Source organism: Neoasaia chiangmaiensis (assembly GCF_002005465.1).
Lineage (GTDB): Bacteria > Pseudomonadota > Alphaproteobacteria > Acetobacterales > Acetobacteraceae > Neoasaia > Neoasaia chiangmaiensis.
The window spans coordinates 2608698-2625921 of sequence record NZ_CP014691.1 but is presented as its reverse complement, the minus strand read 5'-3'; the positions used below and the strand labels follow the sequence as shown (position 1 = coordinate 2625921).

General features: G+C 62.1%; 12 protein-coding genes. 5 read left to right on the top strand and 7 right to left on the bottom strand.

Features of this window, described 5'->3' with window-relative positions; all coding sequences use genetic code 11:
• Positions 1-9 precede the first annotated feature (9 nt).
• Positions 10-1158, bottom strand: a complete 1149-nt coding sequence (locus tag A0U93_RS12475; protein ID WP_147150976.1) for a hypothetical protein — start codon at positions 1156-1158, stop codon at positions 10-12.
• Positions 1159-1163: 5 nt separating this feature from the next.
• Positions 1164-2330, bottom strand: coding sequence for an aminotransferase (locus tag A0U93_RS12470; RefSeq protein WP_077807626.1), 1167 nt, complete (start codon positions 2328-2330; stop codon positions 1164-1166).
• A 308-nt stretch (positions 2331-2638) separates the two neighbouring features.
• Here A0U93_RS12470 and A0U93_RS12465 point away from each other — a divergent pair, with 308 nt between their 5' ends.
• Both A0U93_RS12465 and glnA read left to right on the top strand, forming a co-directional pair.
• Positions 2639-5488 carry a TonB-dependent receptor gene (locus A0U93_RS12465; protein WP_147150974.1) on the top strand — a complete coding sequence of 950 codons (2850 nt, stop codon included), beginning with the start codon at positions 2639-2641 and terminating at the stop codon, positions 5486-5488.
• A 330-nt stretch (positions 5489-5818) separates the two neighbouring features.
• The gene (gene glnA, locus A0U93_RS12460; RefSeq protein ID WP_245825199.1) at positions 5819-7201 is read left to right on the top strand and encodes a type I glutamate--ammonia ligase; all 1383 of its coding nucleotides are present in this window, start codon (positions 5819-5821) and stop codon (positions 7199-7201) included.
• Positions 7202-7304: 103 nt separating this feature from the next.
• On the opposite strand, the gene A0U93_RS12455 is transcribed toward glnA, so the two are convergent.
• Positions 7305-7949, bottom strand: a complete 645-nt coding sequence (locus A0U93_RS12455; RefSeq protein WP_169852766.1) for an extensin-like domain-containing protein — start codon at positions 7947-7949, stop codon at positions 7305-7307.
• Between the two features lie 27 nt (positions 7950-7976).
• Entirely contained in the window at positions 7977-10475 is a 2499-nt protein-coding gene (locus A0U93_RS12450) for an excinuclease ABC subunit UvrA (protein WP_077807624.1), read from the bottom strand.
• A gap of 128 nt (positions 10476-10603) precedes the next feature.
• Between A0U93_RS12450 and bla the strand changes: the two genes are divergently transcribed.
• Entirely contained in the window at positions 10604-11461 is an 858-nt protein-coding gene (gene bla, locus A0U93_RS12445; RefSeq protein ID WP_077807623.1) for a class A beta-lactamase, read from the top strand.
• A gap of 15 nt (positions 11462-11476) precedes the next feature.
• Here the strand turns inward: bla and A0U93_RS12440 are convergent, their stop codons facing one another.
• Positions 11477-12361 (bottom strand): NAD(P)-dependent oxidoreductase, encoded by an 885-nt coding sequence (locus A0U93_RS12440; RefSeq protein ID WP_077807622.1) that lies wholly within the window; start codon positions 12359-12361, stop codon positions 11477-11479.
• 87 nt (positions 12362-12448) lie between these two features.
• Positions 12449-13525, bottom strand: coding sequence for a saccharopine dehydrogenase C-terminal domain-containing protein (locus tag A0U93_RS12435; RefSeq protein WP_077807621.1), 1077 nt, complete (start codon positions 13523-13525; stop codon positions 12449-12451).
• Positions 13526-13643: 118 nt separating this feature from the next.
• Here A0U93_RS12435 and A0U93_RS12430 point away from each other — a divergent pair, with 118 nt between their 5' ends.
• Positions 13644-14072, top strand: coding sequence for an Lrp/AsnC family transcriptional regulator (locus A0U93_RS12430; protein ID WP_077808510.1), 429 nt, complete (start codon positions 13644-13646; stop codon positions 14070-14072).
• A gap of 13 nt (positions 14073-14085) precedes the next feature.
• Entirely contained in the window at positions 14086-14577 is a 492-nt protein-coding gene (gene ybaK, locus A0U93_RS12425) for a Cys-tRNA(Pro) deacylase (protein ID WP_077807620.1), read from the top strand.
• Here ybaK and A0U93_RS12420 read toward each other — a convergent pair whose 3' ends face one another.
• A complete protein-coding gene (locus tag A0U93_RS12420) occupies positions 14578-17034 on the bottom strand; it encodes a TonB-dependent receptor (RefSeq protein WP_077807619.1) in 2457 nt (818 codons plus the stop codon).
• Positions 17035-17224: the final 190 nt, after the last annotated feature.

Genomic DNA, 17224 nt, shown 5'->3' with positions numbered 1-17224 from the left:
ATCAGAGATCTACATCAGAAAACGTGCGCCCTGATACCAGAGAACGACGAACAATACCTGGATCATTGCGCAAAAACACAGGAATACAGCACGCCATTGCGCCGAAAGGCGCTGCGCGGCGGCGGCAACCAGAACCAGCATGGCAGGGTTGGCGAAAAGATACCGCGCGGACGACCACAAGCAGGTCGATGTCGCAAGCAACATGGTTGTCAGGACAATTCCGGCCTCAAGCCAGAGGCGCGTCAGAATTCCCCACGCCACCAGCACACATCCGGCAATACAACAGAGAGCCAGATAACGCTGGCTCATCTCCCGTCCCGGCAGGAAGGCGCGTATCGTCAGATCGTTTGCACGCAGGCCTTGCAGGATATTGCCGACCGGGTTGCCGCCATGTCGTCCCCATGCCGCCTCGATGTGCTTGAACGCCCAGGCATCACCGACATGCACATGCAGATACGTCATATACGCCAGCAGCCCGATTCCGCCGGCCGCTCCCAGCACGACACAACGCCCGATGGTAGCCATGCTCCTGCGCGCATGCTTCGACAGCGGAAAAAACGGCACACCCTGTTGCCAGCATTTCGCAATGCCTATCAATGCGAGGATCGGCGCGCCGGTCGGGCGCGTCGCGGTGAAGCATGCCGCGCAGACCGCAGCCCAGCCCAACCGGTTCGCGCGCAACAACAACAAAAGGCCGATCAGTAACGTCCCATAGAGCGTCTCGGTATAGGGAACGCGGAAATACAGGCTGTATGGAAACATGGCGGCGATCAGGACCGTCAGACACTGATCCACCGCCGCCCGCCGCCAGGCATACCGCGCAATCAGCGCCGCCATCAGCGGCAAAAGCGCATTGTTCAGCAGGACCCCACAGCGTTGCCCGGGCCAGCCCGTCAATGCCTCGATAGCGTGGAGCAGCAAGGGAAAAGCCGGGAAAAAGGCCCAGTTCGCCTGTCCGTTATCCGTCGGACCGGAGCGTAACGCCGTGTCATAGCCCTGCGATGCAATACCGAGATACCAGCCGCAATCCCACCGGCAGGCGGAATAGACGAAACCGTCGAACGCATGCGCGATCAGGATATAGACGGCCAGGACCACGACATTCGTCGCGTATGAGAACAGCAGGAGCCGCCAGAACGACCCCGGCTCGTCATTCACCACGATCACCCGCGAAACACACCACCCAGACGCGACAGGGCTTCCTGCAACACCGCCTCACGCTTGCAGAAAGCGAAACGGATGAGATGGCGGGGCGGCTCAGGGCCATCCGGCGCATAGAAGGCGGATACCGGAATTGCGGCGACGCGTGCCGTCCGCACCAGATCGCGACAGAACGCCACGTCGTCCCGTCCTTCGGCATGCCGACTGATATCGGCCACCACGAAATAACTTCCATCCGCCGGAAGGGTGGGAAAACCCAATGCGTGCAGCCCCGTGGCCAGCAGATCCCGCTTGCGCCGCAGGTCGTCTGCCAGTTCGTGGAAGTAATCCTCCTCCAGATTCAATCCCACCGCCACGGCGCGCTGGAGATTGGGCGCGGTTGCGAAGACCAGCAACTGGTGCGCCTTCGCCACCAGCGCCGCCAGTGCCGGGGGCGCCGTCACATACCCGACCTTCCAGCCGGTCAGCGAGAAGCTCTTGCCCGCGCTGCCGATCCGCATGCAACGTTCACGCATGCCGGGACGTGTCATCAGCGGCACATGCGCCACGCCGAACGTCAGATGTTCGTAAACTTCGTCGCAAACGGCATAGGCATCGAACTCCCGCACCAGATCGGCAATCAGGTCCAGCTCCGCGACACTGAACACCTTGCCGCTCGGATTCATCGGCGAGTTCAGCAAAATCGCCTTTGTCTTCGTGCCGAACGCCGCGCGCAGTTCATCCGCCACCAGCGTCCATTCGGGCGGATGCAGCCGCACGCAACGCGGCGTCGCGCCGATCATCCGCAGGACCGGCAGATAAGTATCGTAAAGCGGCTCGATGAGCACGACCTCGTCACCCGACTCGACCACGGCCATCAGGCACGCCGCGATCGCCTCCGTCGCGCCCGAGGTGACAACGACCTCCCGATCCGGATCGACCGACAGCCCATAGGAACGCGCATTGCTGCGGGCAACAGCTTCCCGCAATTCGGGCAAACCGGTCAGCGGCGCATATTGATTGCGATTGTCCCGCAGGGCATCTGCCGCGGCATCGATCAACGCCGCCGGTCCTTCGGTATCCGGAAAGCCCTGCCCCAGGTTGACGGCATCATGCTCGACCGCCAGTTGCGACATGACCGTGAAGATCGTCGTCGGCAAACCTGCAAGATAATTATTGGGCGATTTCATGAGCAGTCCTCGGTCTGTCGGCAGACCGCCATGATGCCCTGCCTCGAGCCTCGACGCCAAGCCCCTCGTCCCCCAATCCTGAAGCAACCATTGGCACGGCATCCAATCCGAAAAAACCACTTTATGTGACAAGTGCGCAACAAAGAAAACCGTACACATTTCGTTACATGTTTGTAGTATTGCAGAATATGTCCTGCTTCAGCATTTTCGCTGCCATTCCGGAGAGAGATCCGAAAATTCATGACATAAAGGGAAAGCCCTTGGCCTTTTCTGAATGCCTTCGAGCGCGACGACACTCACGCTCATACATGCGCCCCTCCCTCCTCGGTGCGACCGTCCTGGCCGCATTCACAACAGCGCAGGCGCAGACGACCACCAGCACACACAAGCATACGAATCGTCACACAACGCATCACCCCGCCACGTCAGGCACGGCGCCGGCCAATAAAAATGCCGGCCCTGCCAATGCTTCAGCGGCGCTGGCGCCCACCGCTCAGGCATCGACCAGCATCGGGTCGGTCAGTGGCGGTAGCGAAAGCATCCAGGTCCGCGCCATGCGTCGCCTGCTGCGCGAAAAGGACAGCCCATCAGCCGTTACGGAAATCGGCGCGGCGCAAATCCGACAGACCGGCGCCACCGGCAGCGTGGTCTCGCTGCTTCGCAACGCGCCTTCCGTCTATGTCTACCAGCAGGGTCTCGGCAATAATGAACCGGTGATGTCCATCCGCGGCGCGCGCGGGTCGGAAACCGCCTCCACGCTCGACGGCGTGCCGATGCAGGACCTGCTGAACGGCGGCGCAGGCGGCTACCTTCAGAACATCGCCGGCGGCCCGTTCAACATGACGCAGATCAATGGCGTCTCGCTCTATCCCGGCGTCGCCTATCCCGACCACAATACCTTCGGCACGATCGGCGGCACGGTCGCCTACACAACCGCCCGCCCGAACGACAAACGCCAGCTCGACGTTTTCGGTGCGGTCGGCAACTACAATACGTGGCAGGAAGGCATGCGCGCCGATACCGGCCAGATGGACGGCATGCTGGGGCATGGCGTCGATGCACCGAAGCTGATGGTGCAATACGACAACATGCAGAACAGCGGCTACATCGAGCATACGCCGTCGCGTTACAACAGCTTCGAGGGCGCGTTCGACAAGCCTTACGACGAAGGCCAATCGCTGTTCCAGGCCACGGCCATCTACAACACGGGCAATGCCCTGATCACGCCAGAGCCGATCCCGATGTCGTATCTCCAGAAATACGGCAAATATTATAATTTCCCGACGGATCTCGAATCGACACGCCAGAAGAACGATTACTTCACGCTGATCCTGAAGAACGAAACGTATATCAACGATTATCTTACTGCCGGCCTGACCGGCTTCTGGCGTTACAGCGATTCCACCACATCGCAGTGGAGCGATCCGTCGATCTATCCGATCAACGGCGGCACCACGCCCTACACGCTGAACGGCGCCAACCCGTTCAACCAGTCGGCAGCCTCGTTCGGTGAGCAGAGCTACTACATGCCGGCCAGCGATCCTTATGGCGGCGGCTATTTCTACTCGCCAACGATGTATCCGTATAACGGCAACGCTCAATACAATAACACCGGCAACTGCCCGTCCTCGCTGGTGCAGGCATGGCATAATGCCGGCTCCGCCACGCCCTGCGGCTACAACTCCTACGTTTCATATACCCACAACGACACGATCGGCATCCAGCCGCGCCTGTCGATCACACCGCCCGATATCTTCGGCATTCGCAACACGATCCATATCGGCGGCCTGTTCGCCCGCGAAACGCAAAACGCGACGCCAACCTGGTATGGTGGCGACAAATACGTGCCACGAACGGCGGAAAACCTTGTTTCCGGCTATAACGGCGGCACGCAGCGCACGATCTTCATGGGATATTTCCAGGACAAGATCGACCTGCTGCACAACACGCTGCATATCACGCCGGGCGTCACGGTGCAGGGCACGAATTCCAGCATAACCGGCAGCGGAATCGTCGGCGGCACACCGACGGCGGCGGATATGGCAACGGCATATTGCCAACAATATTCCTGCGGCGTCGGGCATTATCATGCTCGCAAATGGGACGAGAACTACCTTCCTTTCGTCAATGCGACCTATGATCTCGACAAGGTGCTGCCTGCCCTGCGCGGCGTTTCGCTCTACGGCAGCTTCGGCGAGTCCGCGCTCTATGCGCCCGTTACCGACTTCACACCGCAAGCCGTCTCGGCCGAACCGCCGAACGCATCGATCGTCCACATGGCTGAAGGCGGCGTGAAGTACAATACCGGCCGCTGGGCCGTCTCGGCCGATTACTACTATCAGAAAATCGATCACGATTTCGGATACTTCTCATATCAGAGCGGCCCCTATGCCGGGCTGTCCGACTACAACAATCTCGGCAAGCGCCAGATGCAGGGCCAGGAAGTCTCCGTCACTTACCAGATGACGCATGAATGGCAGTTGTTCGGCAACTTCTCGCATAACCGCTCGCGTTACCTCGCAACCAACCCGGCCAGTGTCACAGTGCAGGAAGACCAGTTCGGCCTGGCGCAACGCGGCACCCCCGTCACAGGTGTTCCGCAATGGACGGCGCAGTTCGGCGTGGACTATCATCATCGCAGCGCCTTCACCCCGCACGACGACCTGAACATCCGGTTCCAGGGCTATTATACCGGCCACCAATACACGACGACGGATGTCGGCGGCCTCTACAGCAATCTCGGCCCCATTTCAGCGGCACGCGGCGCCTACGGCACCTACAATTACTACAACTTCGTCACCGGCCAGACCGTCTTCGACCGTAACGGCGGGATCGCGCCTTACGTGATCTTCAATCTGGACATGAACTACACGCTACCCATCAAGAATCTCGGCCCCCTGAAGAAGCTGAACTTCGACATCAACATCCAGAACCTCTTCAACACGTTCTACTGGCAGTACAAATATCGCCAGATTACACCCGGATCGTGCGGCAAGTTCACCGGAACGCCGGCGGGCTTCAGCAATGCGGGCTTGCCAAGCGGATCGTCTTCCTGGGCGGGACTGGCGAAAAGCAACTACGGTTGCGGCTCGCTGTTCGCCGATGGCCTGGCGGGGCAACCCGCGACGGTGCTCTTCACCATGCACGCAACCTTCTGATCACTACACTCAGGAGACCGCGCACCGGAAACCCCGCCCATCACGGCGGGGTTTTCTTTTATGAAGCATCACGCACTCGACAACGCTTCCGTCCTCCCTTAATCGTTTTGCAGCCGATTAAATACGGCTGCGGTTAGGCGAACTCAGGTTACAGGCAGAACAGGTAGTCCCCAGATGGCGAGAAAAGCTCCGGCCCCCAAAACTCCGGCGAAAGCCCCGAAAGCAACGGCCAAAACCCCCTCGCGCGCGAAAACCGCCAAGGTCGTCGAGACGATCGACGCCTCGCGCCCCGGCACGCCGGATGCCGCTGCCGTCGCGCGCGTTTTCGAACTGATCCAGGAACACGCCGTCGAACTGGTCGACCTGCGCTTCACCGATCCCAAGGGCAAGTGGCACCACACGACGCAGTGGGTCACGACCATCGAGGACGATACCTTCACGGAAGGCTTCATGTTCGACGGCTCCTCCATCCAGGGATGGAAGGCCATCAACGAGTCCGACATGGTACTGCTGCCGGACCCGGCCACGGCGGTCATGGACCCGTTCTCGGCCAAGCCGCAGCTCATCCTCGTCTGCGACATCATCGATCCGCGCACGGGCGGCTACTACAACCGCGATCCGCGCTCGACCGCCAAGCTGGCCGAGGCTTATCTGAAGAACGCCGGTTTTGGCGACACGGCATTCTTCGGCCCGGAAGCGGAATTTTTCGTGTTCGATAATGTCAAGTTCGGTACCGGCCCGAACTTCGGCATCTATCAGCTCGACAGCATCGAAGGCCCCGGCGCGTCCCTGCTCGACTATCCGGAAGGCAACATGGGCCATCGCCCGACCGTCAAGGGCGGCTACTTCCCGGTCGCCCCGGTCGACAGCGAAGGCGACCTGCGCGCCGAGATGCTTTCGACGATGGGCGAAATGGGCCTGCCGATCGAGAAGCACCATCACGAAGTGGCGCAGTCGCAGCACGAACTCGGCACCAAGTTCGCCACGCTGGTGAAATCGGCCGACTTCATGCAGATCTACAAATACTGCGTGCATAACGTCGCCCATTCCTATGGCAAGACGGCCACGTTCATGCCGAAGCCCATCGCGGGCGACAATGGCTCGGGCATGCATGTCCATCAGTCGATCTGGCGCGACGGCAAGCCGGCCTTCGCTGGTGACAGATACGCGGGCCTGTCGGAAGAGGCGCTGTTCTACATCGGCGGCATCATCAAACATGCCAAGGCGCTGAACGCCTTCACCAACCCGTCGACCAACTCCTACAAGCGCCTGATCCCGGGTTTCGAAGCGCCGGTCCTGCTGGCTTACTCGGCCGCCAACCGCTCCGCGTCCTGTCGCATCCCTTATGCGAACAGCCCGAAGGCCAAGCGCGTGGAAGTCCGCTTCCCGGACCCGACCGCCAACCCCTATCTGGCATTCTCCGCAATGCTGATGGCCGGACTGGACGGCATCCGCAACAAGATCCACCCGGGCGACGCCATGGACAAGGATCTGTATGAGTTGCCGAAAGACGAACTGGCGCAGATCCCGACCGTCTGCGGTTCGCTCCGCGAAGCGCTTCAGGCGCTGGAAGCCGATCATGCTTTCCTGCTTGAAGGCGGCGTCTTCACCAAGGACCAGATCGAAAGCTACATCGAGATCAAGTGGAAGGAAGTCTACAAGTTCGAACACACGCCGCATCCGGCGGAATTCGAAATGTATTACTCCGTCTGATCCTTGCAGAACCCGGCCGAAAGGCCGGGTTTTCTGTTTTCCAACCTGTTTTCGCAGGCCTTGTCGCCATGGGCGTCCGCGTCCTGCTCACTTTCCGGCGGCATCAGCGGCACATGCCCCAGCCGGAAGCTTCCAGATGCAGATGTGCTGCATGAAGCGCATTGTAATCAGGTGACAACACAATGCCGAAGAAGCGGCATGCCCCATCGCGCAAACGATGCAGGAACGCACTATCCGGCCCATGCCATGCCGAGACCAGAATATTGCGCCCGTTTGCCAGGACAATGCCCGATACATCGATGGCATCCGCCCGCGCATGGGCACTGAGACGACCGGGCCTGTCACGCACGTCGCGGCAATCGTAACTGCCGACATGCGTCACGGCCTGCGGGGCCGCACCATAGAACGCACGTGTTTCCGGCACCACGACATCACGCTCGAACAGCGCCCAGTCCACCGCCAAACGGCAGGATGCCAGAAAACTCCCCGGCCGCGTCGGCACGACGCCATTCGTGACGCGCACGGCGTCCGGCACGGGGCAAGCACCGCTGACAGGCGCCGGATGCAGTGCCAGCGGCGCTGTCGTCAGGGCCGCACGGCACAAGGCCTCGTCACGGTTCAGCAACATGATCTTCAGGCGCGTGACCGGCGTCGGACGAGCACGGAAATCGAAGGGCTGCGTCGGGTCCCAGGCGGGCGATAACCAGAACCGGTGGCCTGCCACCGCGACCGCAAGCAACAAGAGCAACAGAGGCCCAACCAGTCGCATCGCCGGCTAGAGGTAGGGCGCCAGAAATGGTGCCGTACGGCTCTCGCCCGAACGCGCAACGTCCGCGGGCACACCGGCCGCGACGATCCGCCCGCCCTGCTCCCCCGCCCCCGGCCCCATATCGATCAGCCAGTCGCACTGCGCCGCCACGCGCATGTCGTGTTCCGCCAGCACCACGCTGTTTCCCTGCTCGACCAGCGTTCGCAACTGGGCCGTCAGCAAATCCACATCGGCGGGATGCAGACCGGTCGTCGGCTCATCCAGGACATACAGCGTGTGGCCGTGGCGCTGCTTCTGCAGTTCCGTCGCCAGCTTGATACGCTGCGCCTCGCCACCGGACAGCTCCGTTGCCGGCTGCCCCAGCCGCAGGTAGCCCAGCCCGCCCTGCCGCAACGTCTCGAAGCCACGCGCCAGACCAGGATCATCGCGGAAGAAATCACGGGCTTCATCCACGCTCATGCCCAACACGTCGGCAATCGATCGGTCGCGTAGCGTAACCGCCAACACCTCCGGCTTGTAGCGCGTGCCATGGCATTCGGGACAAGGCGCGAAAACGCTGGGCAGGAACAGCAGCTCCACCATGACCGAGCCGACGCCTTCGCATTTCGGACAACGCCCTTTCGCCACGTTGAACGAGAACCAGCCGGCATCGAAACGACGCTGCCGCGCGGCAGGCGTTTCGGCGAAGCGCTGCCGTATCGTATCGAAGAGGCCGCTATAGGTCGCCAGATTGGAACGCGGCGTCCGCCCAATCGGCTTCTGGTCGATCGTCACCAGCCGCCGCACCGATTTCAGCCCCTCGATCACGCGTCCCTGCGGCGCACCGGTTTCCAGCGGCGGCAACACGTCATCCTCGGCTGTGTCGGTCTCGATCTCGACCTTCTGCCCGAGTGCCGAGGCCACCACGCTCACCAGCGCCTGTCCGACAAGGCTCGATTTGCCGGAGCCGGACACGCCCGTCACCGCCGTCATGACACCCAACGGCACCGCGAGCGACAGGTCCTGCAGGTTGTTCCACGTCAACCGTGCCAGCTTCAGCCAGCCTGTCGGAGCGCGCGGCGGCCCTTTCCGCTTTTTCGGCGGCTCGAAAAGATAAGGCCGCGTGCGCGATCCAGCGATATCGCGCAGTCCATCCGGCATGCCGCTATAGACGATGCGCCCGCCGCGCTCGCCCGCATCCGGCCCGACATCCACCAGCCACTGCGCCCGGCGGATGACATCGGGATTATGCTCGACCACGATCAGCGAATTGCCGGCCTGCAACAGCCCGTCCAGCGCGCGCAGCAGCGCCTGCGTATCGGCGGGATGCAGGCCAGAACTGGGCTCATCCAGCACGTACACCACGCCGAACAGGTTGGAACGGATCTGGGTTCCGAGCCGCAGGCGCTGATATTCCCCCGGCGACAACGTCTGCACGCCGCGATCCAGTTGCAGATAACCAAGCCCAAGGTCCAGCAACGTCCCGATCCGTTCGATCGCCGCCTCGATCATGCCGCGCGCCGCGACACTGGTCGCATCCTTGCCCTGCCGCGTCTCGGCGGCATCGCGCAGCACCTCGACGATGCGCGCCAGCGGCAAGGCCGCCAGTTCCGCGATGTTCCGCCCGTCGATCGTGACTTTCAGCGCATCCGGGTTCAGGCGCTGCCCGTGACAGACCGGGCATGGCCCGCTCACCATGAAGGACGCTGCCCGCGCACGCATCCTGGCACTCTGCGACTGGCCGAACGTGTGCAGGATATAGCGCCGGGCACCGCTGAACGTGCCGTTGTAATCCGGCGTATCGCCGCGCTTGATCGCAGCCACGACCTCCGCATGATTCCGGCCCGGATAGACCGGCTCGGTGGGCGTTTCATCCGTGAAAAGAATCCAGTCCCGTGTCGCTTTCGGCAGGTCACGCCAGGGCACGTCCACATCCACGCCGCGCGTAATCAGGATGTCGCGAAAATTCTGCCCCTGCCATGCCGTCGGCCAGGCCGCGACCGCCCGCTGCCGGATCGTCAGACTGTCATCGGGCACCAGCGTCTTTTCCGTCACATCATAGACGCGCCCCATGCCATGACAGCGCGGACAGGCACCCATCGGCGTATTAGGCGAGAAGGATTCCGCCTCCAGATGTCCGACATCCGCCGGATAAGTCCCGGCTCGCGAATACAACATGCGCAGCAGGTTCGAGAGTGTCGTCAGACTGCCGACCGACGAACGCCCGCTACCGCCACCCCGTTGCTGTTGCAAGGCGACGGCGGGCGGCAATCCGTCGATGGCATCCACCTTGGGCGCCGGCATCTGATGGAACAGGCGCCGGGCATAGGGCGACACGGATTCGAGATAACGCCGCTGCGCCTCGGCATAGAGCGTGCCGAATGCCAGCGACGACTTGCCGGAACCCGAGACCCCCGTGACGACCACAAAACGATCGCGCGGCAGGGCGACGTCGATGTTCTTGAGATTATGCTCCCGTGCGCCACGCACACGGATCATGCCCTGGGTATCGGTCGATGCGTTCATGACACGGATATACGCGCGATCTTTCGATCGGGTGCGTTACAGGCGTGTCATGCGATCCCGTCATATTGCCGTTCAGCGGCAGGCATGCCAGCGTGACGCCTCAACTTCCGGCAAGTCGAACCGCATCCATGCCCGTCATCGATCGTCGTCATTTTCTCCTCGGCGGCATGTCCTGCCTGCCGATTCCCTCGCTGGCGCAGGCTGAGGAACGCACGCCCATGGCGACGATCGAGCGCCGACATGGCGGGCGGCTTGGCGTTTATGTGCGCGACCTCGCATCCGGTCGACATATCGCCCAGCGTGCCGACGAACGTTTCATGCTGTGCAGCACCTTCAAGGCCATACTGGCCGCCATGGTGCTCGACCGGGTGGACCATGGGCAGGACACGCTCGCCGCCATGCTGCCCTATCGCGCCGCCGACCTGCGTCCGGCCTCGCCCGTCACGACGGCGCATCTCAGGGAAGGCGCGCTCCCGATCGGCGCGTTGTGCCATGCCATCATGGCTTTCAGCGACAATGCCGCCGCCAATATTCTCCTCGCGCATTGCGGCGGACCGCCTGCACTGACGGATTTCGTCCGACGCGTCCGCGACAGCACAACGCGTTTCGACCGTTACGAAACGGAATCCGGACACCGTGACGGCGACAAGGACACGACCACGCCGCACGCTATGACCCATACGCTGGAGACCCTTCTCTGGGGTCCGACCCTGCAACCGTCGTCCCGCATTCAGCTGGCGGACTGGATGCAGGGCAACCAGGTCGGCGCACGCCGCCTTCGCGCCGGCTTCCCGCCCGACTGGACAGTCGGCGACCGCACCGGCACCGGAGACGGATTTTGCAACGACTGCGCCTTCGCCCATCTGCCGGACGGTCGCACCATCATGGCCACCGTCTATTATGACGCGCCCGGCATGACGACGGCGGCGCAGGAAGCCGTCCTGCGCGAGGTTGCCGTTGCCATCGCCCACTGGGCGCAGGGCTGACAGCGCCGCTCCCGATCAGTCCGTCAACCCGGCGTCGCGCCGCGCATATTCGAACAGGGCCGAAAAGTCACGTCGGTCATCGCCCGCGGCCAGGGCCGTGAGAAAACGATCCCGGATGAGCGAGGCCGTCGGCAATGGTACGCGCAGATCGCCGCCAGCCGCCAGAAACAGCTCGGCATCCTTCAGACCGAGCGACATGGGCGCACCGGGCTTGTCATAGTCCTTTTCCACCATGATCTTCCCGTAGTTCCTGTGCACCGGCGCCGTGTAGAAACTATTGGTCAGAATCTCGAATATCGCTTTCGGTTCGATACCGGCCTTCTCGTTGATCGAGAAGACCTCCGCCATCTGCTGAATGGTCGAAAAGATCATGAAATTCAGCGAAAGCTTGACGATATTCGCATGGGCCGGATCGCTGCCAACCTCGAAAATGCGCTGACTGAAAGCGTCGAGCGCAGGTCGCACCTTCTCCCGTGCCGCCGCGGCCCCGGCCAGAATGACGAAGAGTTCGCCCGCCTGCGCCGCCGGTGGACGGCCGAGCACGGTCGCACTCGCATAGGTCTGTCCGCGCGCGGCGTGCTCGTCACGCAGACGGATCGCCAAGGCATGCGATATCGTGGAACAGCCGACATGAACGGCGTCTTTCGACAGACCGTCCATAATACCGTTCTCGTCGAAGGTCGACGACGCAACCGCATCGTCGTCCAGCAGCATGGAGAACACGATATCGCGTCCACGCGCTGCCTCCGAAGGGCTGTCTGCCCGTTGCGCACCTTCTTCGACGAGCCTGTCCGCCTTCTGCGGCGATCGGTTGTAGACAGCCAGTTCGTGACCCGCCTTCAGAAGGCACATGGCCATCGCCTCGCCCATGGCGCCAAGACCGACAAAACCGATTTTCACGAGCGCTCTCCCGAATTGCAACGGGGCCACTGACCATGGCCCCGCTTCGAAAAATATCGAACAATTCAGTAATGCGCGACGCGGGCGTTAGTTCGCGCGATAAACGCGCCCGAAGCGGTTGGCCAGGAACGCTTCCAGTGAAATGTCCTCCTGCCGGACAAAGCCATGATTGGGAATCTTGCCTTCCCCCAGAAGATCGAGCGTTGCGCAGATCGCACCCGCGGTCGTGAGCTGGATCGCCGTGCGATGCGCGCCCATGAACTCCTGCGCCGGGATGCTGCGCGCCAGCGTCTCCTGCTCCGAGCGTCCGTTGCGATGCCCCGTGACGATCACCGAAATCACGACCACGTCCTGCGGCGTGGTCGGCAGCGCATGGGTGAAGATGTCGTGCAGGATATGCCGCCGCTCCGCCAGGCGCAGATCGGAGAGCAGCACCTTCATGATCGCCGCATGACCCGGATAGCGCATGGTGCGGTAGTTCAGTTCGCGCACCTTGCCGTCATAGGTCTCGCACAGCGACCCCAAACCGCCGGAGGTGTTGAACGCCTCATACGTCACGCCATGCACGCCCAGCGTCTCGTAACCGTCCATCGCGGGCACCGTGGCGCGCCTGCCGCCCACGATCGCCTCGCAGGGCTCGATATATTCATTGATGAGCCCATCCGTGCTCCATGTCAGGTTGTAGCCCAACGCATTTGCCGGAAAGAGCGGTAACGCGCCGACACGCAGGCGGATCGTGTCGAGACTGTCGAAGCGCTGCGCAATATCGTGCGCCGCGATCGACACGAAGCCCGGCGCCAGGCCGCATTGCGGGATGAAGGCCGTCGGAGCACCATCGGCCAGCGCCCGCACATCGCGCGTGGACGCCACATCTTCCGTCAGATCCAGGTAATGCACACCGGCCTCGGCCGCGGCCCGGGCGACCGTGCGCGTCAGCTGGAACGGCGCGGCCGACAGCACGGCGAACTGCCCGCCCAGTCGATCGGCGGCCAGGCCCTGACCGATATCCACGACCGCACGCTCGATCTCCGGCGACAGGTCGAGACGGTCCAGAGCCGCAGCGTCGCGGTCCATCAGCGTCACGCGATAATTGCCGCTCCCCTGCAGGAACGACGCCATGGTCGCGCCGATCTTGCCTGCCCCGATAACCGTCACCTGACGCATATGCCTGTCCTTCCTGATGAATATGCAATGTTCTGCAAGCGTAGCGACGAGGCTCAACCGGCAGATCGACGGCGGATACGGTTTTCTTCCGTCAAAGCGTCGGCTAGGCTCCGCCGCCATGACGGACGACCCGCTCGACAAGGCCCTTCTGGAACTGCTGCGCAAAAACGCGCGCCAACCGGCCGCCACGCTGGCGCGCCGCCTCGGCATGTCGCGCACGACCCTGCAGGGCCGGATCGAACGTCTCGAACGTCAGGGGGCGATCACCGGTTACACCATCGCCGAACCGGCCATCGCCGATCGTGTGCGCGCTTTCGTCATGATTACGCTCACCCCACGCCATGCCATACAGGTGGAACGCGATCTGCGTGCGGTGGACGGGCTGCGCGAATTGCATGCCGTCAGCGGTTCATTCGATCTCATGGCCCTGCTCGGCGCGGAAAGTCCCGAGAGCCTGGACCGCGCGATCGACGCCATCGGCGCGATCGACGGTGTCCAGCGCACGCACTCGGCCATGATTCTGTCCACCAAGCGCGCGCGAAACTGATGCCGGAGAAAATATGTCCAAGAAACCTGTAAGCGGCGCCACGCCGGCGACCAGCCTGCTGGATCAGGCCGGGCTCGCCTACACGCTTCACGCCCACGAATATGATGCCGACGCCAGCGCCAAGGGCCTGCAGGCCGCGGAAGCTCTCGGCGCACCGCCAGAGCAGGTCTTCAAAACGCTGATGGTACTGATCGACAAAACACGCCCGGCCTGCCTGATCGTGCCGTCGAACAAACGGCTGGCATTGAAGAAGGTCGCCGCCCTGCAAGGCGGCAAATCGGCTTCCATGATGGCACCTGCCGATGCCGAACGCCTGACGGGTTACAAGACCGGCGGCATCAGCCCGTTCGGTCAGCGCAAAACGTCGCCGATCATGCTGGACGCCAGCGCCCTCGAGCATGAAACGATCTACGTCAACGGAGGCCGGCGCGGCCTGCAATGCCAGATCGCACCGCAGGCGGCCGCCCGGCATTTCGGCTGGACGGTCGATTCGATCGCCGAGTGATCAGAAGCCGGTCGAAAGCGTGACCATCGCCGAGAAAGGCGGTTGCAGATAGTACGATGCCGCACTGCCCGCCGCGATGGTCGTGCCATAGACGCCCTTCACCGCATTCGCGTTCGTGGTGAAGCCGTAGATGCCGTTGCGGAACTTCGCGCCGGTCAGGTTCTGCATGTTCAGCTGGATTTCCGGCGACTTCAGATAACCGAAGTTGTGGAAACGATAGCCCATGCCGATCTGGTTCGTGACGTATTGCGGCACGGAGTTGTCATCCATGAACGACGCATACTGCTTGCCGACATACTTGACCTGACCCGAGAACCACAGATGCCCGTCATCGTAATCGATGCCGAGGCCGGCCTGTTCCTTGGGCGAACGAATGGCGATCTTGCCCTTGGTCGGCAGAAGATCGGCGCCATCACGGATATTGTTGTCGATGGTCGAGTGAAGATACTCGAACGTCACATACGGCCGGAGGTGATACCAGATCGGGCGCGTGCTGAGCTGCACGTCCACGCCACGCGTCGTCTGGCCACCGGCGTTGACCGTCTGGCTGTATTGCGCGCCATTCTGGTAATAGCTCAGGCTCTGCTGGCGGTTCGTCAGGTTGTAATTGAAGAACGACACCGAGCCGATCAGCCAGTCACCGTTATAGCGATAACCCAGTTCTTCCTCGATCGAGTATTCCGGCTGGGACGGACCGCCAAACTGCGTGAATTTGCCAGACGTGTTGACGTAATCCACTAGTGACGTATTCGACGGCGTTTTGAAATTGGTGTTCCCGGCGATGTAGATCTGGTTCTTCTTGTCGAAGTTCCAGGCAATCCCCACCTGCGGCAAAGGCTCGGCCGTATGCAGGTTGCGGTTGTATTGGGTGCCAGGGGTATAGTTGTAAAGGCGACGCGTAATCATCGCCTCCTTGAAGCCGACGGTGATGTTCAGGCGGTCGTTGAAATACTTCATCGTGTCGCCAAGGAACAGCATGTTCACCTGCGTCAGCGACAGGAAGTTGCGCGCGTAGTACGGCTCGCCAGAGGTTGTGCGAATCTGGCTGTTCACGCCCCAGATGTTGTAGGCGTTGCCAGTGGCCTGATCGACCTTGCCATAGGGCGAGAACTGCAATTCGTTGGAATATTCATACCACCAGCCCAGCACGACATCATGATGGCTGTCCGGCTTGTAATGCGCCGACAGCGTATTGCCGGTGCGGAACTGCTCCTGGTTGGATGGCGAAAGCGCCAGAACCTGCGATGCACCGTTCAGATCAAGCCTGACCGGCGTCGTTCCAAGAGAAGGTGAAGCGCCGATCGTGCTTGCGCCGGTGCCGTTGCCGATGCCGTGCCAGAAATACAGCGAATCCTCGATCGAGATCTTCGGCGTGACGACGATATGGGTCGGCACCACAGCCACGACGTTGCGGAACGGATTGACGTGCAGCTTGTAGTAGCTGGCACCTGCCGCCAGCGACCCGCCATATTGTGGCGCGTAGTTCGCCGCATAGTTCGCGCCGTAGCCGAGCGTATTCCACTGCGAGTAGGACGGGTTGAGGTAGAAGTCGTTGACCTGGTCGTTATAGGAGACGGTCAGGCCGGTGTGGCTGCCGTTCTCGAAATCCTTGACGGCCTTGAAGTCGTAATGGAACTTCTCGTCCTGTCCCGGGCCGCGCCAGTGATTGCCCTTCGTATGGCTGAACGCAAACATCGCGCGGATGCCGCTATGGCCGATATACCCCGAATTCAGGCGCAGGAACTGGCGGAACGTGTCGAACGAGCCAAAGGACACGTCCATCAGGCCGCCGGCCTTCGACGTCGGGTTGCTCATGCTCATGGCGGTCAGACCCGCCGAAGCGCTCACCACCGGACTATCGATGTTCGTCGACCCCGGCGTCAGCTGAACCGTTTCGAGATCCTCGGATTCCAGCACTTCGTTCGCGTAGAACTGACCACCGCCGATATCGTTCAACGGCGCGCCATCCAGCGTCCAGCCGATCTCGCTCTGGTCGAAACCACGCACATTGACCTGCCCCGATTGCAGGCCATACGGGTCCTGCTGCGCCACGTTGACGCTCGGCATCATCGCGATCAGTTGCTGAACGTTGGCGGAAGGCACCTGCTTGGCGATGAAGTCACGCGTAACGGACTGCACGGCTTTCGGCGCGGTTTCGATCTTCATCAGACCGCCGCCAGGCTGGCGCGTGCGTGCGCTGCGGCCTGTCACCGAGACTTCCTCGGCACGCTCGGGCGCCATCATGGGTGCCGGCGGCACGACCGGAGCGGCGACCGCCGGCGTGGCGACGGCAGCGGGCGCAACGGGGGGACGGGCGGCGGAATGCGCATGCGTTGCATGCCGCGCATGCGCACGATGGCGAGACGCCGTCTGCGCCGCCGCCGGGTGGGCGAAGGTCGCCAGCGTCGTGCCGGCCAGAAAGGTCAGTAGACAAGTGCGAGAAGCGCGAAGCGGCATCGAACAGCAATTTCCTTGGCAAGATCAATGTCGAATCATTGCAGCGCGTGGGGCCGTGCTGGTCCTGACCGAATGCCCTTCCGCTAACAATCTTCCCCCTGCCACCGCAACGACTACGCCAGACGCGGAACGTTTTCGATCCCGCACTGTTACCAATCTGCATCATTAATACCGCTTTGCCTCCTTCCGG